General features: G+C 64.1%; 19 protein-coding genes. 14 read left to right on the top strand and 5 right to left on the bottom strand.

Annotated features, from left to right (window positions below; genetic code table 11):
- Positions 1-126: 126 nt before the first annotated feature.
- The 3 genes from rplQ (at position 127) to dsbD (ending at position 2,875) form a co-directional block, all read left to right on the top strand.
- Positions 127-525 carry a 50S ribosomal protein L17 gene (gene rplQ, locus ABIC76_RS24155; RefSeq protein WP_024977878.1) on the top strand — a complete coding sequence of 133 codons (399 nt, stop codon included), beginning with the start codon at positions 127-129 and terminating at the stop codon, positions 523-525.
- Between the two features lie 157 nt (positions 526-682).
- Positions 683-1,021, top strand: coding sequence for a divalent-cation tolerance protein CutA (gene cutA / locus ABIC76_RS24150; RefSeq protein ID WP_343548755.1), 339 nt, complete (start codon positions 683-685; stop codon positions 1,019-1,021).
- Positions 1,022-1,039: 18 nt separating this feature from the next.
- Positions 1,040-2,875, top strand: coding sequence for a protein-disulfide reductase DsbD (gene dsbD, locus ABIC76_RS24145; RefSeq protein ID WP_354535477.1), 1,836 nt, complete (start codon positions 1,040-1,042; stop codon positions 2,873-2,875).
- Here the strand turns inward: dsbD and hemB are convergent, their stop codons facing one another.
- Together hemB and yihA are read right to left on the bottom strand one after the other, a co-directional pair.
- On the bottom strand, positions 2,876-3,871 hold the full coding sequence (gene hemB, locus ABIC76_RS24140) for a porphobilinogen synthase (protein ID WP_354535476.1): 996 nt from the start codon (positions 3,869-3,871) through the stop codon (positions 2,876-2,878).
- Positions 3,872-4,021: 150 nt separating this feature from the next.
- Complete coding sequence (gene yihA, locus ABIC76_RS24135) at positions 4,022-4,723, bottom strand: ribosome biogenesis GTP-binding protein YihA/YsxC (RefSeq protein ID WP_012763149.1); 702 nt, start codon at positions 4,721-4,723, stop codon at positions 4,022-4,024.
- Between the two features lie 256 nt (positions 4,724-4,979).
- Between yihA and ABIC76_RS24130 the strand changes: the two genes are divergently transcribed.
- From ABIC76_RS24130 to msrQ, 8 genes are all read left to right on the top strand, one after another.
- Complete coding sequence (locus ABIC76_RS24130) at positions 4,980-5,639, top strand: c-type cytochrome (protein WP_206274131.1); 660 nt, start codon at positions 4,980-4,982, stop codon at positions 5,637-5,639.
- 112 nt (positions 5,640-5,751) lie between these two features.
- Entirely contained in the window at positions 5,752-7,959 is a 2,208-nt protein-coding gene (locus tag ABIC76_RS24125) for a cytochrome c biogenesis protein ResB (protein WP_354535475.1), read from the top strand.
- 7 nt (positions 7,960-7,966) lie between these two features.
- Positions 7,967-9,154, top strand: a complete 1,188-nt coding sequence (gene ccsB, locus ABIC76_RS24120; protein ID WP_354535474.1) for a c-type cytochrome biogenesis protein CcsB — start codon at positions 7,967-7,969, stop codon at positions 9,152-9,154.
- A 108-nt stretch (positions 9,155-9,262) separates the two neighbouring features.
- Positions 9,263-9,691: a COG4315 family predicted lipoprotein gene (locus tag ABIC76_RS24115; RefSeq protein WP_354535473.1), complete on the top strand. Its 429-nt coding sequence runs from the start codon at positions 9,263-9,265 to the stop codon at positions 9,689-9,691.
- Positions 9,692-9,716: 25 nt separating this feature from the next.
- Positions 9,717-10,289, top strand: coding sequence for an RNA polymerase sigma factor (locus tag ABIC76_RS24110; RefSeq protein ID WP_102067432.1), 573 nt, complete (start codon positions 9,717-9,719; stop codon positions 10,287-10,289).
- An 8-nt stretch (positions 10,290-10,297) separates the two neighbouring features.
- Complete coding sequence (locus ABIC76_RS24105; protein WP_354535472.1) at positions 10,298-11,158, top strand: anti-sigma factor family protein; 861 nt, start codon at positions 10,298-10,300, stop codon at positions 11,156-11,158.
- Positions 11,159-11,255: 97 nt separating this feature from the next.
- Positions 11,256-12,251, top strand: coding sequence for a protein-methionine-sulfoxide reductase catalytic subunit MsrP (msrP, locus tag ABIC76_RS24100; RefSeq protein ID WP_027680258.1), 996 nt, complete (start codon positions 11,256-11,258; stop codon positions 12,249-12,251).
- Positions 12,252-12,258: 7 nt separating this feature from the next.
- Positions 12,259-12,915 (top strand): protein-methionine-sulfoxide reductase heme-binding subunit MsrQ, encoded by a 657-nt coding sequence (gene msrQ, locus ABIC76_RS24095; RefSeq protein ID WP_354535471.1) that lies wholly within the window; start codon positions 12,259-12,261, stop codon positions 12,913-12,915.
- Between the two features lie 64 nt (positions 12,916-12,979).
- On the opposite strand, the gene lysA is transcribed toward msrQ, so the two are convergent.
- Both lysA and lptM read right to left on the bottom strand, forming a co-directional pair.
- A complete protein-coding gene (lysA, locus tag ABIC76_RS24090; RefSeq protein ID WP_354535470.1) occupies positions 12,980-14,239 on the bottom strand; it encodes a diaminopimelate decarboxylase in 1,260 nt (419 codons plus the stop codon).
- A gap of 64 nt (positions 14,240-14,303) precedes the next feature.
- Positions 14,304-14,537: an LPS translocon maturation chaperone LptM gene (gene lptM / locus ABIC76_RS24085; protein ID WP_004634541.1), complete on the bottom strand. Its 234-nt coding sequence runs from the start codon at positions 14,535-14,537 to the stop codon at positions 14,304-14,306.
- Positions 14,538-14,675: 138 nt separating this feature from the next.
- On the opposite strand from lptM, the gene cyaY reads away from it, so the two are divergent.
- Positions 14,676-15,020, top strand: coding sequence for an iron donor protein CyaY (gene cyaY / locus ABIC76_RS24080; RefSeq protein ID WP_354535469.1), 345 nt, complete (start codon positions 14,676-14,678; stop codon positions 15,018-15,020).
- Between the two features lie 69 nt (positions 15,021-15,089).
- On the opposite strand, the gene ABIC76_RS24075 is transcribed toward cyaY, so the two are convergent.
- Positions 15,090-17,504 (bottom strand): penicillin-binding protein 1A, encoded by a 2,415-nt coding sequence (locus ABIC76_RS24075; RefSeq protein ID WP_206274122.1) that lies wholly within the window; start codon positions 17,502-17,504, stop codon positions 15,090-15,092.
- 452 nt (positions 17,505-17,956) lie between these two features.
- Between ABIC76_RS24075 and pilM the strand changes: the two genes are divergently transcribed.
- Positions 17,957-19,027 (top strand): type IV pilus biogenesis protein PilM, encoded by a 1,071-nt coding sequence (pilM, locus tag ABIC76_RS24070; RefSeq protein WP_024542181.1) that lies wholly within the window; start codon positions 17,957-17,959, stop codon positions 19,025-19,027.
- A 10-nt stretch (positions 19,028-19,037) separates the two neighbouring features.
- Complete coding sequence (locus ABIC76_RS24065) at positions 19,038-19,670, top strand: PilN domain-containing protein (protein WP_354535468.1); 633 nt, start codon at positions 19,038-19,040, stop codon at positions 19,668-19,670.
- Position 19,671 lies beyond the last annotated feature (1 nt).

The raw sequence follows: 19,671 nt of genomic DNA, 5'->3' as shown, positions 1-19,671 counted from the left end.
ATCGGCCGGTTTTCCGCCATCGCTGTTTGGGTGGCTTATTGTCAAGGCTACCGGCCCGCGCCACGCCATGTTGTATGAGCGGCGGCGATAGAAGAGCTGGTTAAACACTTTTAAGAAGGAATCATCATGCGTCACCGTCATGGTTTGCGGAAACTGAACCGCACCTCGTCGCACCGTCTCGCGATGCTGCGCAACATGTCGAACTCGCTGCTGCAGCACGAGCTGATCAAGACCACCCTGCCGAAGGCCAAGGAGCTGCGCAAGGTTGTCGAGCCGCTGATCACGCTGGCCAAGAAGGACACCGTTGCCAACCGCCGTCTGGCATTCGCCCGCCTGCGCGACCGCGACATGGTCACCAAGCTGTTCAACGAACTGGGCCCGCGTTTCGCCACCCGTCCGGGCGGCTACACCCGTATCCTGAAGTTCGGCTTCCGCCAAGGCGACAATGCGCCGATGGCACTGGTCGAGCTGCTCGATCGTCCGGAAGTTGCCGAAGCTGTGGAAGTCGACGGCGCAGCTGAATAAGCGTTGCCCAGGTTTGCCAGTGCGACATGGCGTCGCGCTGGGCAAGCTGCAAGATGCGTGCTTCTGCGCGCATTACAATGAAGCCAGGATTCACATCCTGGCTTTTTTGTTGCCCATTTTTTGCGTTTGCCTGTCGGAAAGCATCCGTGGAGTGTCTATGTCTGCCGGAACCGAAGTGCTGCTGGTGCTGACCAACCTACCCGATGCCGACAGCGCGGATCGCGTAACCAAGGTCGTTCTGGAATCGCGTGCAGCAGCGTGCGTCAATCGCTTGCCAGCTTGTGCGTCGACGTATTGGTGGAATGGTGCGATCGAGCACGCCGCCGAGATTCCTCTGCTGATCAAGACCACGCGCGCAGCCTACCCGGCATTGGAAGCCGCGCTGCGCGAGGCCCATCCGTACGAGGTCCCTGAGATCATCGCTGTGCCGCTCGCTGCCGGGTTGCCAGGGTATCTCGCGTGGGTTGCCGATGAAACGCGCCAGCGCTCCAATTGATGTTCGATTGCCGTTGATATGACTTTCTCTTCGTTCCGGTCCGTGCGGCGCATGGTGCAGTGCCTATTGCTGCTGGTCGCAATGGCGACAGTGCATGTGTCCGCGCATGCTGCCGACGATTTCCTGCCGCCTGAACAGGCATTTCGCTTTTCGGCCGCGCAAGTCGATGGCCAAACTGTCGAAATCAAGTTCGCTATTGCCGATGGCTACTACATGTACCGCGAGCGTTTCGCGGTCGCGGCGGATCCGGCAACCACCACGCTGGCGCTTTCCGACATGCCGGCGGGCAAGGTCAAGTTCGACGAGACGTTCAACAAGGACGTCGAAACCTATCGCCATGAAGTCGCATTCCATGTAAAGGCGCAGAACGCGACGGCGCCGTTCACATTGATTGTCACGTCGCAGGGATGCGCGGATCAGGGCCTGTGTTATCCGCCGATGAAGAGCCGATTCCATGTCGAGCCCGCCGCAGCGTCGCTGGGCGCGTCGTCCGTGGGCGGTGGCGAGATCAGTTCCGGCGACGCACTCGGCCGCATCGCCAGCACGCTGGGCAGCGGCAACCTCGGGGCGATTGCGGCGTTGTTCTTCGGACTCGGGCTGTTGCTGACCTTCACGCCATGCGTGCTGCCGATGTTGCCGATCCTGTCGGCGATCGTTGTCGGCGAGCACGCGACGCGTTCCCGCGCCGCATTCGTGTCGGTTGCGTATGTGCTGGGTATGGCCGTGGTCTATACCGCGGTGGGCGTGGCAGCGGGCTTGGCGGGACAGGGCCTGCAAGCGGCGTTGCAGAACGCGTGGGTGCTCGGCGCATTCGCCGTATTGATGGTGGCGCTGTCGCTGTCGATGTTCGGTCTGTATGAACTGCAGTTGCCGGCGGCCTGGCGCGATCACCTGACAAAAGCCTCCAGCAAGCATGGTGGCGGCGAGATTGTCGGAGCAGTCGTGATGGGCGCGCTTTCGGCGTTGATCGTGTCGCCGTGCGTCACACCGGCACTGGCCGGCGCGCTGGCCTATATCGCGCAGACCGGCAACGCTGCGATCGGCGGTATGGCGCTGTTTGCAATGTCGATCGGCATGGGCGTGCCGCTGGTGCTCGTGGGTGTGGGGGCGGGCAATTTGCTGCCGCGCGCCGGTCATTGGCTGATCGTCACCAAGGCTGTGTTCGGTTTCATCCTGCTGGCTGTGGCGTTGTGGATTGTGCAGCCCGTGTTGCCCGCGTGGGCCGTGATGGTCGCGTGGGGCGGGTTGCTGATCGGCGCCGCCGTGTTTCTGCGGACGTTCGATTCGCTGCCCGAAGGGGCCGGCAACGTGCAGCGCCTGGGCAAGGTTGCGGGGGTGGTGCTTGCGCTGGCGGGCGCCGCGCAACTGGTCGGTGTCGCCGCCGGCGGCCGCGATCCGCTGCAGCCGCTGTCCGGATTGATTCGCGCGTCGGCAGGAACATCGGCGCAAGCCGAAACCCAGGGCGTGACCTTCAAGCGCGTCAGGAGCATCGCCGAACTCGATGCGGAAGTGCGCAATGCGAGTGCGTCCGGCCGTGCGGTGATGCTCGATTTCTATGCCGACTGGTGCGTGAGCTGCAAGGAAATGGAGCGCCTGACCTTTACCGATGCGCGGGTGCGCAAGGCGCTTGCCGATGTGGTGCTGTTGCAGGCCGACGTGACGGCCAACAATGCGGATGATCAAGCGCTGCTCAAGCGCTTCGGCTTGTTTGGCCCACCGGGCACGATCTTCTTCGATACGCAGGGTCGCGAACTGAAGGCTCGCGTGGTGGGCTTTGAGCGCGCGGACACGTTCCTGGAAAGCCTGCGTCGCGCAATCGGGACGACGACGCAGGCGGTCAAGCCGACGGCTTGATTACGCGCGCAGCAGGCGGGCAGCGTCCAGCGCGAAATACGTCAGAATGCCGTTCGCGCCGGCGCGCTTGAACGCCAGCAGCGATTCCAGCACGACCTTGTCGTGATCCAGCCAGCCGTTCTGCGCGGCGGCTTTCAACATCGCGTATTCACCGCTGACCTGGTAGACGTACGTGGGAAAGCGGAACTCATCCTTCACGCGTCGCACGATATCGAGATACGGCATGCCGGGCTTGACCATCACCATGTCGGCGCCTTCGGCGATGTCGAGCGCCACTTCGCGCAGCGCCTCGTCCGAGTTGGCCGGGTCCATCTGGTAAGTCATCTTGTTGCTCTTGCCCAGATTGGCCGCCGAGCCCACCGCATCACGGAACGGGCCGTAGAACGCTGAAGCGTACTTTGCCGCGTAGGCCATGATGCGCGTGTAGATGTGATCGTCGTTCTCCAGCGCCAAGCGGATCGCGCCGATGCGGCCGTCCATCATGTCCGACGGCGCGACGATGTCCACGCCGGCCTCCGCTTGCACCAGTGCCTGGCGCATCAGGATGTCGACCGTCTCTTCGTTGAGCACGTAGCCGTTGGCGTCGAGCACGCCGTCCTGGCCGTGGCTCGTGTACGGATCGAGCGCCACATCGGTCAGGATGCCCAACTCAGGGAAGCGCGCCTTGAGCGCCTTCACCGCGCGCGGGATCAGGCCATCCGCGTTTGTAGCTTCGATACCGTCCGGCGTCTTGAGGGACGGCTCGATGACAGGGAACAGCGCCAGCACCGGAATGCCAAGCTGCACACACTGCTCGGCCACGCTCAGCAACACATCGATCGACACGCGCTCCACGCCCGGCATCGACGGCACGGCCTGGCGCACGTTGGTGCCTTCGAGGATGAAAACGGGGTAGATCAGGTCGTCGGGAGTGAGGCGCGATTCGCGCATCATGCGGCGGGAGAAATCGTCGCGGCGCATGCGGCGCGGACGATGGTCGGGGAAGCTCGCGATCATTTCAGCAGACCCTAAGAACACACTGTGAAGTTTCGAAACCTTTGTCGCGATTATCCATCCTATGCACGGACAATGCGCCAGCGACGCTGATGCAGCGTCCCCCGCGGCTCCTCCCTGACGCGGGTTCCCATCGATGGCTCGATGGGGTCGTTACCCCCGTTGCGCGTTTGGCGACGGGGTTTTTTTTGCCTGTTCGGCTTGCGGCTGGGGCTCCAGCGCCTCGGGCAGGCACAGCCAGCCTGCGACAATTCGCTGCGCCTCTTCGATGCCGCGACGCTTCAGGCTCGAGAACAGCTGCACCGTCAGCGACACATCACCGTCGATCTGCGCACGGTAATCGGCCAGCACCTTGCGGGCCGCCATGAGCGCACGCGAGGCATCGTTGTTGGTCAGCTTGTCCGCCTTCGTGAGCAGCACGTGGATCGGCTTGCCCGTCGGCAGAAACCACTCGACCATCTGGCAATCGAGATCGGTAAACGGACGGCGCGCGTCCATCATGATGACGAGCCCGGCAAGTTGCTGGCGCGCCTGGACGTAGTCGCCGAGCAGATGAACCCAGTGCGATTTGGTCTCGCCGGGGGCTTCGGCATAACCGTAACCGGGCAGGTCGACCAGGAAGCCGAGCGGGTCCTCCGCCTTGGCGGGCATCACCGAGAAGTAGTTGATGTGCTGCGTGCGGCCGGGCGTCTTGCTGGAAAAAGCCAGCCGCTTCTGATTGCAGAGGATGTTGATCGCGGTGGATTTGCCCGCGTTGGAGCGGCCCGCAAACGCGACTTCCGGCACGGCGGTCGCCGGTAAATCACGCAGATGATTGACGGTGATGAAGAAACGGGCTTGATGCAGGAGCGACATGCGCGGCAGTACCTGTAAACTGCAGTTCAGAACTGCGTGGTTGCTGCGCCGCGAGGTCGCATTGCAGAGGTGTTATTGTACAATACGCCGGTTTACGGACGTCCCCACCAGATCCGTCGCAGGACCGCCCCGAGGCCCGGGCCGGTCCGTTTTCATGCGCGGGACTGGCACGAGGAGAAGGGGGCGCCCGGCGCCGCAGGGTCCCGCATAGGGCGGCGCACGCAGCATTCGAAAACAATCTAAACAAGGTGTGCGAATGAACCGCATCGCGAACGTTTTTGCTGTCGCAGCGCTGTCCCTGGCATCGGCCTTCTCCGTGGCCCATGCCGAAGAGCAAAAAGTCGCCAAGGCCGACGCCGCGCGCGGCGAAACGATCTTCAACACCGGTGTGCCGGCCAATGGCGTGCCTGCGTGTACCAGTTGTCATGGCGCCGGCGGCAACAGCGCCATGAACGTCAACCCGAAGCTGGCCGGCCAGCACGCCGAATACATCGAAAAGCAGCTCAAGGATTTCAAGGCCAAGACCGACCGCAACCAGCCGGTCATGTCGCTGTATGCCGGCGCGCTGTCGGATCAGGACATGAAGGACATTGGCGCCTATCTGGGCAAGCAACCGGCTTGGAAGCCGGGTTCAGCCAAGAGCAAGGACACCATCGAACTGGGCCAGAAGCTGTATCGCGGCGGTGACGCCAAGCGCGGTATCGCAGCGTGCGCAGGCTGCCACGGCCCGACGGGTGCCGGCATCCCGGCGCAGTATCCGCGTATCGCAGGTCAGTTCTCTGAATACACCGAGGCTCAACTGGTTGCGTTCCAGAGCGGCGCTCGCAAGAACAGCGTACAGATGCACGACTTGGCCGGTCGCATGACGGCCCAGCAGATCAAGGCGGTGGCCGATTACATTGCCGGCCTGCGCTAATCTGCCGCACCCGGCCGTCAACTGACGGTCGCACAATCAACAAGAAGAACAGGGTGGCAATGCGCCTGGCATCGCCACCCTGTTTTCGTTTTTGAACAGGTTGTTTCCCCGCATGTCTTCGGTCTCCACTTCCGGCGTCCAGATCCGCTCTCGCCGTCGCGCGTTGCGTGAAACGGTTGAGCTGCTGTCGTCGATGCGCTTCGCGATCAGCCTGCTGACGGTGATTGCCATTGCCAGCGTGATCGGCACGGTGCTCAAGCAGAACGATCCGTACCCGAACTACGTTAACCAGTTCGGGCCGTTCTGGGCCGATGTGTTCCGGTCGCTGACGCTGCCGACGGTCTACAGCGCGTGGTGGTTTCTTCTGATCCTGGCGTTCCTGGTGGTGTCGACGTCGCTGTGCATCGTGCGCAACGCGCCCAAGATGCTCGCCGACATGCGCTCCTGGCGCGAGAACGTGCGCGAAGGCAGCCTGCGGGCGTTCCATCATCGGGACGAATTCGATTCGTCCGTGGATACGGCGACCGTGACCGCGCGTCTGGCCGCACTCGCGCAGAACCGCGGTTTCCGCATCAAGGCGTTCGCGCGCGAGGGTGGCGCCACGCTCATTACGGCAAAGGCGGGGGCGGGCAACAAGATTGGCTACATCCTGGCGCATACGGCCATCGTCGTGATCTGCATCGGCGGCTTGCTCGACGGCGACATGATGATCCGCGCGCAGATGTGGTTTGGCGGCAAGTCGCCCATCAAGGGCAATGCGGTCATCAGCGATATCGGCCCGGAGCATCGGCTGTCGACGTCGAACCCGGGCTTTCGCGGCAACGCTTTCGTGCCGGAAGGTTCGACGGTCAGCACGGCGATTCTGAACATTGCGGACGGCGCGCTGATCCAGGATTTGCCGTTCATGATCACGCTTAAGAAGTTCACCGTCGAGCATTACTCGACCGGTATGCCCAAGCTGTTCGCCAGCGACATCGTCGTGACCGACCGCCGCACCGGCAAGCAGACCGCTGCGCGCGTGGAGGTGAACAAGCCATTTGTGTATGACGGCGTGGCGATCTATCAGTCGAGCTTTGAAGATGGCGGCTCCAAACTCAAGCTCATCGGCTATCCGATGCACGGTGACAACGCCAAGACGTTCGACATGTCGGGCGTCGTGGGCGAAAGCTCGAAGCTCACTGGCAAGGGCGGCGACTACACGGTCGAGTTCTCCGACTTCCGCCTGATGAATGTGGAAACGGTGACCGACGCCTCGGGCAAGCAGGACGCGCGCGGTGTCGGCAAGAAGGGCGGTGCGGAAAATGGTCTGCGCGCGGAGCTGGGCAACGTCACCAAGATGACGCGCGACCGCGATCTGCGCAACGTCGGCCCGTCCGTGCAGTACAAGCTGCGCGACGCCAACGGCCAGGCGCACGAATTCAGCAACTACATGCTGCCCGTCACGCTCGATGGGCAATCGGTGTTCCTGGCCGGCATGCGCTCGCAGCCGGACGAGCCGTTCCGCTATCTGCGCATTCCCGCCGATGCGCAAGGCACCGTCGCCGACTGGATGCGCCTGCGCGCCGCGCTGCAGAATCCGGCGATGCGCGGCGAAGCGGCGCGCCGGTTTGCGCTGCTCTCCATGCCCGGCGAAGAGCGCGCGGAACTGCGCAAACAGTTGACGGAAAGTTCGCGTCGCGCGCTCGACCTCTTTGCCGGCGCTGCCGATGCCAAGGACGGCGCCTCCGCCGGCGCGCAGGGTGGTTTTGCCGCGGTCGCCACGTTCCTGCAGAAGTCGGTGCCCGAAGGCGAGCGAGAGAAGGCCGCCGATGTGCTGATGAAGATCATCAACAGCTCCATGTGGGAACTGTGGCAACTCGCCCGTGCGCAGGACGGCCAGCCTGCGCCAACCGTGGATGCCGCGAGCAGCCAGTGGTTGCAGAGCGCCATCAACGCGCTGTCGGACAATGTCTTCTACGGCGCACCGGTCTATCTGCAGTTGAGCGACTTCCAGCAGGTGCAGGCCAGCGTGTTCCAGCTCACACGTGCGCCGGGCAAAAACATCGTGTATCTTGGGTCGTTGCTGCTGGTGCTGGGCGTGTTTTCCATGTTCTACGTGCGAGAGCGCCGCTGGTGGCTGTGGATCCGGCCGCAATCCGGCCAGGCCAACGAAAGCGCCTCCGGCGCACATGTGCTGACCGCCATGTCGACCATGCGCCGCACGCTCGACTTCGACCGCGAGTTCGAGCGCCTCAAGGACGATATCCGTGCCGCGGCAGGCGCCCCAGCCGCACCCGATGCCGCCAGTGCAGCGAGCGTCGACCCCAAACCAACGAAGTGAGCAGGTGATGGAAGTGACCAATCCCCAAACGACCGTGGCGAGCGCTGATCTGGGTGCGCTGCAGCGTCCGTCGTATTTCCGCCGCCTCGGCTGGTTTGACTGGCTGTTTGCTGCAATGCTGGCCGCCGGCGCCGGTTACGCCTTCTCGCGCTACGGCGCCTACATGGACGGCTACGAGCGCGGCATTCTCGTTGCCGCCGTGCCCGCCTTCGCATGGCTGGGCTGGACGTGGAAGCCGGTGCGCGTGCTGATGATCGGCATCGCCGTATTGTCGCTGTTCGGCATCTCGCAGTACGCCGGCGCCAATGGCCCGGATCTCGCCCGCGCCGAGCACGCCTTCTTCCTCAAGTACTTCCTCGCCAGCCAGTCGGCCATCCTGTGGATGAGCGCGCTGATCTTCCTGTCCACGTTGTTTTTCTGGACGGGCCTGGCGCTGCGCTGGGAAGCGGGCGGGGCCATCGGCAGCAAGCTGTGCTGGGCAGCGGTGGTGCTGGGCCTGACCGGCATGCTGGTGCGATGGTACGAGTCGTACTTGGTCGGCGCAGACATCGGCCACATCCCCATCTCGAATCTGTACGAGGTGTTCATCCTCTTTACGTTGATCACCTCGGTCTTCTATCTGTACTACGAGCAGCGTTACAAGACGCGCGCGCTGGGCCCCTTCGTGATGCTGGTGGTGTCGGCGGCCGTGGGCTTTCTGCTGTGGTACACGGTGTCGCGCGGCGCGCAGGAGATCCAGCCGCTGGTGCCTGCACTGCAGAGCTGGTGGATGAAGATTCACGTACCCGCCAATTTCATCGGTTACGGCACGTTCGCGCTGTCGGCCATGGTGGGCTCTGCCTATCTGCTGAAGGAGCGCGGCGTGCTGGCCGATCGTCTGCCGTCGCTCGAAGTGCTGGACGACGTGATGTACAAGGCCATCACTGTCGGCTTCGCGTTCTTCACCATCGCCACGATTCTCGGCGCGCTGTGGGCGGCCGACGCCTGGGGTGGCTACTGGAGCTGGGATCCGAAGGAAACGTGGGCGCTGATCGTGTGGCTGAACTACGCGGCGTGGCTGCACATGCGCCTGATGAAAGGGCTGCGCGGTCGCATGGCGGCCTGGTGGGCACTGATCGGCCTGTTGGTGACGACGTTCGCCTTCCTGGGCGTGAACATGTTCCTGTCGGGCCTGCACAGCTACGGCGAGCTGTAAGCCGTCAGTCACAAAAAAATCTCAGCGGACTGGAATAAAGACGCGCTTGGCGTGTTTACTGCTCAGTGAGGGCGCGATCGGCGTGCCCCTCCATCCAAGGAGAACAAGATGAGCCAGTCCGCAGCTTCCCAGAAGTGGTTCAACCCGCGCACCGCGCTGGCCAGCGCCGCGCTGCTCACCGCCCTCGGTTTGGCGGGCTGCAGCGGCATGGGCATGGGGGCGTCGTCCACGCCGTCCGCCGTCAAGGTGACCAACGGCACGCTCACCGATCAACACGGCATGGCGCTCTACACCTTTGACCGTGACGCCACGGCCGGCAAGAGCGCCTGCAACGGCAAGTGCGCCGAGAATTGGCCGCCGCTGGCCGCCAATGACGCCGACAAGCCGTCCGGCGACTACACCATCATCACGCGCGACGACGGCAAGAAGCAGTGGGCCTATCGCGGCAAGCCGCTCTACCTCTGGACCAAGGACAAGATGCCGGGCGACCAGACCGGCGACGGCTTCATGAACGTTTGGCACATCGCCAAGCCGTAAGCACGCCGCCGTCGCTCACGCCGCTATGTCCGATCTGGCCAGCCGGCTGATTGCGCTGACGCCACGCCTGCGCCGACACGCACGCGGCCTGGTGCGTGACGCGAGCCGTGCCGACGACCTCCTTCAGGACACGTTGGAACGCGCCTGGCGTTACCGCTGGCGCTTCCAGCTGCGGCCGAGGCTGGGCCCCCTCGGCGCGATCGGCGCGAAGGATGAGAGCGACGGGCTGTTTGCCTGGCTGCTGACGATCATGCACCGGCTCCACCTGAATGCCGTGCGCCGGCCCGACCGGATCGAGCTGAGCGACGCACCCCCTGAGATTCCCGTCGATGACGACCCCGGCGTGCGCCGCGACCTGCTGCGCGCGCTGGCGACGTTGCCCGAAGACCAGCGCGCGGTATTGCTGCTCGTCGGTCTGGAGCAATTCGCCTACAAGGAGGCCGCCGACGTGCTTGGCGTGCCGGTCGGCACGGTGATGTCGCGGCTGTCGCGGGCGCGCGAGCGGATGCGTGTCGCGCTCGAGGGAGCGCCCGCCGCATCGGGTGCAATTGCGGCATCCGGCGATGCCAGCAGCGCAATGCTGCACCGCGTGAAGTGAGGCTCGCCATGTCCTCCAATTCCATTCATATCGACGAACTTCATGCGTATGCCGACGGCCGTCTGCCTGCGGCGCGCCGTGCTGCGGTGGAGGCCTATCTTGCCGCGCACCCCGGGGTCGCGGCTGAAGTTGCGGCTTGGCGCGAGACGGACGCGCAATTGCATCGCGCGCTCGATCCGCTGCTCAACGAACCGGTGCCGCAGCGTCGCATTCCGGCAGCGATCCTTGCGGCAGCGCGTCGCCCCACGGCCGGCGGGTTCGGAGCGATGCGCGGCTGGAGCGTGGCGGCGCTGAGCGTGGCGTGTCTGGCCATCGGTTCCGGGGCGGGCTGGCTGAGCCGAGGTGCCGTTGAGCGCACCATGCCCATGCAACGGTTCGCCAACGATGCCCTCGTTTCGCACGTCGTCTTTTCGCCGGAGTCCAAACACATCGTGGAAGTGCCGGCCGACGAGGAGGCGCATCTGGTCACATGGCTGTCGCGCCGGCTTGATGCACAACTGCACGTGCCTGATCTGACATCGCTGGGCTACCGGCTCATCGGCGGGCGCCAGACGGTGGTGGCCGATGCGCCCACGGCCATGCTGATGTACGAGGGGCCGGGCGGCACGCGCATCTCCGTGCAGCTGCGGCGCATGCCCAACAACCGCGATACCGGCTTCCGGCTGGAGACGCTCGCGCCCGACAACCGTGTGCTGCAAGCAATCCATCCTGCGGTCGATCACCCGCCGCCGATGGCGTTCTATTGGGCGGATCACGGCCTGGGATTTGCGGTCGCCGGCCCGCTTGCCCGGGCGCAGTTGCTGGAAGTGGCGCAAGTCGTCTTTCGACAGTACAGCGAATTCACCGGGCCGGCGGCACGTAAGGAATAGCGCTACATTTTTCTTTCGCTACGCGCTGTCAGGTCGGCAGCGCTGGCACGACCAACGCACATGGGACAGCGTTCCCCCACAACGAGGACCACGAATCATGTTGATCAAGACTGACCGCTGGCTGCGTGGCGACGACATCCCCGCCAGCGAGATCACGCCGCAGCACATCTTCGAGCAGCGCCGCCGTTTCTTGGCCGCTGCCGCCATGGGCGCGGCCGGCGCGACGCTGGCGCCCTGGGCATCGCGCGAAGCCTTTGCCGCCAACCCTTCGCTGGCCAAGTTGCCCGGCAAGCCGAATCCCGCGTACACGACGGTGGAGAAAGCCACGCCGTACGACCAGGTCACCACGTACAACAACTTCTACGAGTTCGGCACCGACAAGGCTGACCCGGCGCGCTATGCCGGCACGCTGCGCCCGCACCCGTGGCAAGTCAGCGTGGAAGGGTTGGTGAAAACTCCCAAAACCTACGACCTGGATGACCTGATGAAGCTCGCGCCGATGGAAGAGCGCGTCTACCGCCTGCGTTGCGTCGAGGGCTGGTCGATGGTGATTCCGTGGGTGGGCTTTCCGCTGGCTGAGTTGATCAAGCGGGTGGAGCCTCAGGGCAGCGCCAAGTACATCCAGTTCATCTCGCTGGCCGACAAGCGGCAGATGCCCGGCATCAGCAGCCCCGTGCTCGAGTGGCCCTACAGCGAAGGCTTGCGCCTGGACGAGGCGATGCATCCCTTGGCATTGCTCACCTTTGGCCTTTACGGCCAGGTGCTGCCGAACCAGAACGGTGCGCCCGTGCGCGTGATCGTGCCGTGGAAGTATGGCTTCAAGAGCGCAAAGTCCATCGTCAAGATCCGCTTTGTCGACAAGCAGCCGCCGACGAGCTGGAACATTGCCGCAGCCAATGAATACGGCTTCTATTCCAACGTGAACCCGACGGTGGACCATCCGCGATGGAGCCAGGCCACCGAACGCCGCATCGGCGAGGACAAAGGCGGTTTCGGCGGCCTGTTCGCGCCCAAGCGCAAGACGCTGATGTTCAACGGTTACGACCAGGTGGCCCCGCTGTACGCCGGCATGGACCTGCGTAAAAACTTCTGAGGCCGACATGACATTGCTGCCGCCGATGTTGGCGCCCAAGCCATTGCGTGTGGTGAAGGCGATCGCATGGACTCTGGCGCTGCTGCCGTTCCTGCGCATCGTCTTCCTGGGCGCGACAGACCAGTTCGGGGCCAACCCTCTGGAGTTCGTCACGCGCTCGACCGGGACGTGGACGCTGGTGCTGCTCTGCTGCACGCTGGCCATCACGCCGCTGCGCCGCATCACGGGCATGAATTGGCTGATTCGGCTTCGCCGCATGCTCGGTCTCTACACGTTCTTCTACGGAACGATCCACTTCCTGATCTGGTTGCTGGTGGATCGCGGGCTCGATCCGGCGTCGATGTTGAAGGACATCGTCAAGCGGCCCTTCATCACCGTCGGTTTTGCGGCGTTCGTGCTGATGATTCCGCTGGCGGCCACGTCGACCAACGCGATGGTGCGCAGGCTCGGCGGCAAGCGCTGGCAGTGGCTGCACCGGCTTGTCTACGTGACCGGTGTGCTGGGCATCCTGCATTACTGGTGGCACAAGGCCGGCAAGCATGACTTTGCCGAGGTGTCGATCTACGCCGCAGTGATGGCGGTGCTGCTGGGCCTGCGGGTGTGGTGGGCGTGGCGCTCGCAGCGCAGTGCGATGACCGGAGGCGCGATGCCAGCCCGCGATTGATGCCGATCGCGCCCACAAAAAAGCCGACGTTTGCGCGTCGGCTTTTTCTTTTTGCGATGCGGGCTTACGCCGGGAACAGGTGCTCGCCGCGGATCAGGTCTTCAAAGCACTCGCGCTCGCGCGCCAGATGGACTTTGTCGCCATCGACGATGACTTCTGCTGCGCGATTGCGGGTGTTGTAGTTCGAACTCATCGTGAAGCCGTACGCGCCGGCCGACAGGATCGCGAGCACATCGCCCGGCTGCACCGCCAGCGAACGGTCGCGGCCCAGCCAGTCGCCGGATTCGCACACCGGGCCCACCACGTCGTAGACGACCGGCGCGCTTTGGCTTTCGCGTACCGGCACGATGTGGTGATACGCCTCGTACATCGCCGGGCGGGCCAGGTCATTCATGGCCGCATCGACGATGCAGAAGTTCTTGCTCGCGCCGGGCTTGAGGTATTCAACACGCGTGAGCAGCAGGCCGGCGTTGCCCACCAGCGATCGGCCCGGCTCGAACAGCACGGCGCGATCGCCAAAGCCGCGCTGCTCCACGCGGTCCAGCAGCGTGCGCGCGAAGGCGGTGATGTCCGGCGGCGTCTCGTCCGTGTACGTGATACCCAGACCGCCGCCCACATCGATGTGCGCGAGGCGGATGCCCTCGGTGTCGAGCTGCGTCACCACGTCGAGCACCTTGTCGAGCGCATCCAGATAGGGCGACACCTCGGTGATCTGCGAGCCGATATGGCAGTCGATGCCGACCACGCGCAGGTTCGGCATCGCAGCCGCCGCGCGGTAGGTCGGCAGCACTTCGTCAAACGCCACGCCGAACTTGTTGCCCTTCAGGCCCGTCGAGATGTACGGGTGCGTCTTGGCATCCACGTCCGGGTTGATGCGCAGCGACACGGGCGCGATCTTGCCCATCGATGCGGCCACGTCGTTCAGGCGGTGCAACTCGGGAATCGACTCCACGTTGAAGCACGCCACGCCGACTTCCAGCGCGAAACGCATTTCGTCCGCGCTCTTGCCCACGCCCGAGAACACCACCTTCGACGCCTGTGCGCCGGCAGCCAGCACGCGCTTCAGTTCGCCGGCAGAGACGATGTCAAAGCCGGCACCAAGCTGTGCGAACACCTGCAGCACGGCGAGGTTCGAGTTGGCTTTCACGGCGTATTGCACATGCGCGTTGCGGCCTTCGCACGCGGCGGCGTAGGCGCGATAGTTGGCCGTGAGGGCGGCGCGCGAGTACACGTAGGTGGGCGTGCCGAACTGTGCGGCAATCGCGTCGAGCGCGACGCCTTCGATCATCAGCGCGCCTTCCTGGCGGATCAGGGACTCAGACATGAGCGGGAACATTCTGGGCGTCGCACCGGATAAGGGCGTCGCCGGTTGAGCAAAAAGGATGGGATCAGCGGTTCGCGGGCACCGCGCTGGCTGCATCGGCGGCTGCGGGTTTGGCGCCCGGCACCGGGGGCTGCGGCACGGCGTTCGGGCCGGCGATGCCAGGGTCGGTGGTTTGCGGCGCGGTCGGCGCCGGCGGCACCTTGGGCATGTACAGCGGCCCGCGAATTCCGCAGCCGGATAGGCCTGCGACCGTCAGGGTCAGGCCGACAGTGGCTACAATGGCGGCGGTTCGTATCATCGGATGATGGTGCAGAAAGGATGCCCCAGGGGTGTGGCCCTTGCGGCGATCGGAGTCATATGGGACGAGGCGCCTGCTGGTCAGGACGGGCCGGAAAGGGCCGCCACGCAACGTCCGCGCAAGATTTTGGAGTGTAGCATGCCCCCCCTGAGCGAATCGGAGTTCCTGGCGCTGGCCGAGGCCGAACTCACCCGCATCGAAAGCATTGTCGAAACGGCCGCTGATGAGGCCGATGCCGACATCGAGATCAACCGCACCGGCAACGTGTTGACCCTCGAATTCGACGATGGCTCCAAGATCATCATCAACAGCCAGGCGCCGATGCAGGAACTGTGGGTAGCGGCGCGTGCGGGCGGTTTCCACTTCCGCCGCGGCGATGACGGCCGCTGGGTCGACACACGCAGCCAGGAAGAACTGTATGTGGCGCTCTCGCGCTACGTCAGCCAGCAAAGCGATGTGGATGTGACATTGGCGGCGGGCTGAGCGCAGCGTTCTCGTTAGATGCCAAAAGAAAAGCCGCCCCGAAGGGCGGCTTTTTCATGGGCGCGACGTTCAGTTGCCGCGGAACATGTCGAGAATCTTCTGTTTCTCCTGTTCCTGCGTCGGCGCCAGGTTGATGCCAGGCTGTTGTGACGGGTCGCCGCCCGGCGCAGAGGCTCCCGGCAGTGCATCGCCCAGGCCCACCGACGCCACGCCCTGACCGTTGGCGTATTCCTCGTAGGCCCAGTCGCCCGCCATCTGCACGACGCCTTCCGGCGGCTGGCGCTCGGTCTGCGGTTCGCCCTTCAGTGCGTAGCTCATGTAGTTGATCCAGATCGGCAGGGCCAGGCCGCCGCCGGTTTCGCGATCCCCGAGGCTGCGCGGGTTGTCGTAACCCATCCAGGCCACGCCGACCAGCTTGGGCGTGTAGCCGCAGAACCACGCGTCGAACGAGTCGTTGGTGGTGCCGGTCTTGCCGGCCATGTCGTTGCGGCCCAGCTTGACCTTGGCCTGGTAGCCCGTGCCGTTCGACACCACGCTGCGCAGCAGCGAATCCATGATGAAGTCGTTGCGCGGATCGATCACGCGCACGGCATCCTTGCCGGCGGTCATCGGATGGCTTTGCTGCACGACCGTGCCGCGCGCATCGACCACGCGATCGATGATGTACGGGTTCACGCGGTAGCCGCCGTTGGCAAACACCGAGTAGCCGCTCGCCATCTGCAACATCGTCACCGAGCCGGCGCCCAGCGCCATGGGCAGATAGGCGGGGTGCCGATCGGCATCGAACCCGAAGCGCGTGATGTACTGCTGCGCGTACTGCGTACCGATCGCCCGCAGGATGCGCACGGACACCAGGTTCTTCGATTTCTGCAGCGCGCGGCGCATCGTCATCGGGCCGTCGTAGCCGCCGCCGTAGTTCTTCGGCTCCCACACCTGGCCGCCGGTGTCGCCCGTCGGGATCGAGAGCGGCGCATCATTGATGACGGTAGACGGCGAGAAACCCTTGTCCACCGCCGCTGAGTAGATAAACGGCTTAAAGCTCGAACCCGGCTGGCGCCACGCCTGCGTGACGTGGTTGAACTTGCTGCGGTTGAAATCGAAGCCGCCGACCATCGAGTAGATCGCGCCCGTTTGCGGATCCAGCGAGACGAAGCCCGAGGCCACTTCCGGCAGCTGCGTGATCGACCACTTCTGCGTCTTCGGATCTTCGATCACGCGGATCACCGCGCCCGGGCGGAGCTTGATCTTCGGCTGCGCGTTGTTCGACAGCGCGGCCTGTGCAAAGCGCAGGCCGTCGCCGGTCAGGTCGATCGTCTCGCCGGTCAGCATCGTCGCGCGCACCAGCTTGGGTGTCACGCTCACCACCACGGCCGATTGCAGATCGTCGCTGTTCGGATGTTCCAGCAGGGCATCGTCGATCGCCTGTTCGCGTTCCTCCGCATCGGAGGGCAGGTCGATGAATGCTTCAGGGCCGCGATAGCCGTGACGGCGCTCGTAGTCGAGAATGCCGCGACGCACGGATTGATACGCGACGTCCTGATCCGCCTTGCGCAGCGTCGTGTAGACGTTCAGCCCGCGCGTGTAGGTTTCTTCGCGGTATTGCGCGTACATGAGCTGGCGCACCATTTCAGCCACGTACTCGGCGTGCACGTCGAACTCATGGCCTTCGCCACGCACCGGCAGTTGCTCATTGATGGCCTGGGTGTACTGCTCCGGGGTGATGTAGTGCAGGTCGCGCATGCGCTGCAGGATGTATTCCTGACGCACCTTCGCGCGTTTCGGGTTCACCACCGGGTTGTACGCCGACGGCGCCTTCGGCAGGCCGGCCAGCATGGCCGCTTCGGCCAGGGTGATGTCCTTGATGTTCTTGCCGAAGTAGATCTGCTCGGCGCTCGCAAAGCCGTACGCGCGCTGGCCCAGGTAGATCTGGTTCATGTACAGCTCGAGGATCTGATCCTTTGTCAGGCTCGCCTCGATCTTGTACGAGAGCAAGATCTCGTAGATCTTGCGCGTGTACGTCTTCTCGCTCGACAGGAAGAAGTTGCGCGCCACCTGCATCGTGATGGTCGACGCGCCTTGCGACAGGCCGCCATGCAGGTTCGCCAGGCCCGCGCGCAGGACGCCGATGAAGTCGACGCCGCCGTGCTCGTAGAAGCGGTCATCTTCGATGGCCAGGACCGCGCGCTTCATCACGTCGGGCATCTGCGTGATCGGCACGAAGCTGCGGCGCTCTTCACCGAATTCGCCGATGAGGACGTTGTCGGCGGTGTAGACACGCAGCGGAATCTTCGGGCGGTAATCGGTGATGGCGTCGAGCGACGGCAGGTTGGGCGCGGCGACGAGCAGGGCATAGCCCAGCAGCAGCGCCCCGACGACCCCCATGGCAACGAACAGGCCGAGCATCCAGAGAAGCAGTCGCGCCCACAGTGGGCGACGGGCCTTGGGCGGCTTGGGCGAAGCTGGGGTGGTTTGGGCAGTAGCCATTACAGGTGGGCACCGGGGGTGTCAGTCAGCGTGGCGGCGATTATATCGTTGAGGCTTCGGCGGTCCGGCTGCCTTGGACGTAACAGCACGTAACCGCTGTCACCGCAGCGGAGGCGCTGGCACTTGTGCGCCGCGCCATGCACCGTCCGGGCGCAGATTGTGCGCCGGCGGTATCTCGATTCAAGGCGGCTAAGAATCCGCCGTTAGAAGTAGACGGAGCGGAAATCAAGTCAGACGAAAGGGGTATCCCCCGACCGTGGGGTTTTGACAACGCTTTCGGAAGGGCATGGCGCGAAATGCATCGCGGTCTGCCTGAGCGTTTGCCTGTTCTAAAGGATTTTGTGAGAATCCAGCAGCAAATCTAAGCAGGCTATGGCGCACGTTGGATTTGCGACGGGCGCCAGGGTTCAAAAAACTATAAACGGTGGGGTGTCTCTGTGCGACGGGGTTTGTTGTCCGGCCTGCTGCGCCGCAATATCGTCGGGATAGATATCGGGTCTTCCAGCGTCAAGGTGGTGGAGTTGTCCGCCAACGGCAAGCAGGGGGATTTCCGTCTCGAAAAATGCGCCAGCGAGCTGATTGAACGCAGTGCCGTCGCTGACGGCAATCTGGTGAATATCGATGCGGTGGGCAATGCGCTCAAGCGCGCCATCGCCAAGGCCGGCATTCGCGGTAAGGAAGCCGTGCTTGCCATTCCCGCGAGCCTGACGGAATCGCAAACCGTCAGCCTGCCCGACAACCTGACTGAAGACGAACTCTTCGTGCAGGTCGAGAGCGAAGCCAACCGGCTGTTTCCGCCCTCGCAGAACGTCAATTTCGACTATGTCGTGATCGGTCCGTCCGAAACCGAAGGCGGGATCGGCGTGCGCGTCACGGCAACGGTGTCCGAGCGTGTGACCGAGCGCGTGACCGCCGCCGAGATGGCCGGTCTGAAAGCGATCGTCATGGACGTGGAGGAAAACGCCATCCAGCGCGCCATGACGCACATGCTCGCCGTGAAGCCGGACGCCAGCGAGATCGAGACGCGCGACATGCCCGTCGTGGCGATGTTCCACTTGGGCGGTGCGCGCTCGCACGCATTGTTCTACCAGGGCTGGAAGGAGTTGTACGAGCAGCCGATGTCGGGATCGGGCGACCAGCTTACGCAGAGCATTTCCCGTCTGTTCTCCCTCGATCTGCTCAAGGCCGAGGTGAAGAAGCGCAAGAACACGCTGCCCGACGAATACCGCAGCCAGCTGCTCAAGCCCTCGCTTGAGACGCTGGCCATGGAAGTCGGTCAGGCCATCCAGAATTTCCTGTCGACCTCGAGCGTCGGCCGCGTCGACGAGATCGTGCTGTCGGGCGGCCACGCATCGTTGCTGGGCGTGCAGACCGCCATCCAGCAGCAGACGCAGATCAATACGACGCTGGCCAATCCGTTCGCCAATATGGGCGCGGCCAAGAACGTCAACGCGCGCTATCTGCAGCGCGATCTGCCGGCCTACATCGTCAGCGCGGGCCTCGCCCTGCGCGGGCTGCAATAAGGAGCTGACGATGGCCAATGAAAGCGCACATGCTGTGAATGCGCTCCCGAGCGTGAACCTGCTGCCGTATCACGCGGAGCGACGCGCCGGTAAGCGCAAGAAGGTATTCATGAGCCTCGGCGCCGCCGCTGCCGTGGGTGCGGTGGTGGTATTCCTGGGCGGCATGGTGATCGATCACCAGACCGAAGAGGCGCAACGCATCAACGACATCCTCACGCAGAAGAACGCGGAGATGGACAAGCAGATCGCCGAGGTCAACACCCTCAAGAAGGACATCGACGACCTGCTGCAACGTCAGCAGGCCGTGGAGAGTCTGCAAAACCAGCGCAACCGCCCGGTGCAGTTGCTTGAAGAACTGGTGCGCCAGGTGCCGGACGGTATCTATCTCACATCGCTGAAGCAGGAAAGCGAGCGTTACACGGTATCCGGGGTGGCGCAGTCGAACGAGCGCGTCTCGGACCTGCTGCGCAACCTGGGCGCGGTGCCCTGGCTCGACCATGCCGAACTGGGCGAATCGGTGGCCACCACCATGACGAACAACCTGAAGGAACAGCGCCGCCTGTTCAACTTCACGATCCGCTTCCAGTGGAAGGCCGAACCGGCAACGCCGGCCAAGCCCGGTGCGGCCACGGCGGGGAAATAAC

Source organism: Ralstonia sp. 1138, from assembly GCF_040544795.1.
Lineage (GTDB): Bacteria > Pseudomonadota > Gammaproteobacteria > Burkholderiales > Burkholderiaceae > Ralstonia > Ralstonia flatus.
This window is presented reverse-complemented; position numbering and strand designations above follow the sequence as displayed.

Coding starts and splice junctions, on each gene's coding strand:
- rplQ (WP_024977878.1), top strand. CDS start 127: ATGCGTCACCGTCATGGTTTGCGGAAACTGAACCGCACCTCGTCGCAC.
- ABIC76_RS24105 (WP_354535472.1), top strand. CDS start 10,298: ATGTCCTCCAATTCCATTCATATCGACGAACTTCATGCGTATGCCGAC.
- cutA (WP_343548755.1), top strand. CDS start 683: ATGTCTGCCGGAACCGAAGTGCTGCTGGTGCTGACCAACCTACCCGAT.
- ABIC76_RS24115 (WP_354535473.1), top strand. CDS start 9,263: ATGAGCCAGTCCGCAGCTTCCCAGAAGTGGTTCAACCCGCGCACCGCG.
- hemB (WP_354535476.1), bottom strand. CDS start 3,871: ATGATCGCGAGCTTCCCCGACCATCGTCCGCGCCGCATGCGCCGCGAC.
- msrP (WP_027680258.1), top strand. CDS start 11,256: ATGTTGATCAAGACTGACCGCTGGCTGCGTGGCGACGACATCCCCGCC.
- ABIC76_RS24125 (WP_354535475.1), top strand. CDS start 5,752: ATGTCTTCGGTCTCCACTTCCGGCGTCCAGATCCGCTCTCGCCGTCGC.
- dsbD (WP_354535477.1), top strand. CDS start 1,040: ATGACTTTCTCTTCGTTCCGGTCCGTGCGGCGCATGGTGCAGTGCCTA.
- ABIC76_RS24075 (WP_206274122.1), bottom strand. CDS start 17,504: ATGGCTACTGCCCAAACCACCCCAGCTTCGCCCAAGCCGCCCAAGGCC.
- yihA (WP_012763149.1), bottom strand. CDS start 4,723: ATGTCGCTCCTGCATCAAGCCCGTTTCTTCATCACCGTCAATCATCTG.
- cyaY (WP_354535469.1), top strand. CDS start 14,676: ATGCCCCCCCTGAGCGAATCGGAGTTCCTGGCGCTGGCCGAGGCCGAA.
- ABIC76_RS24065 (WP_354535468.1), top strand. CDS start 19,038: ATGGCCAATGAAAGCGCACATGCTGTGAATGCGCTCCCGAGCGTGAAC.
- ABIC76_RS24110 (WP_102067432.1), top strand. CDS start 9,717: ATGTCCGATCTGGCCAGCCGGCTGATTGCGCTGACGCCACGCCTGCGC.
- lysA (WP_354535470.1), bottom strand. CDS start 14,239: ATGTCTGAGTCCCTGATCCGCCAGGAAGGCGCGCTGATGATCGAAGGC.
- msrQ (WP_354535471.1), top strand. CDS start 12,259: ATGACATTGCTGCCGCCGATGTTGGCGCCCAAGCCATTGCGTGTGGTG.
- ccsB (WP_354535474.1), top strand. CDS start 7,967: ATGGAAGTGACCAATCCCCAAACGACCGTGGCGAGCGCTGATCTGGGT.
- ABIC76_RS24130 (WP_206274131.1), top strand. CDS start 4,980: ATGAACCGCATCGCGAACGTTTTTGCTGTCGCAGCGCTGTCCCTGGCA.
- lptM (WP_004634541.1), bottom strand. CDS start 14,537: ATGATACGAACCGCCGCCATTGTAGCCACTGTCGGCCTGACCCTGACG.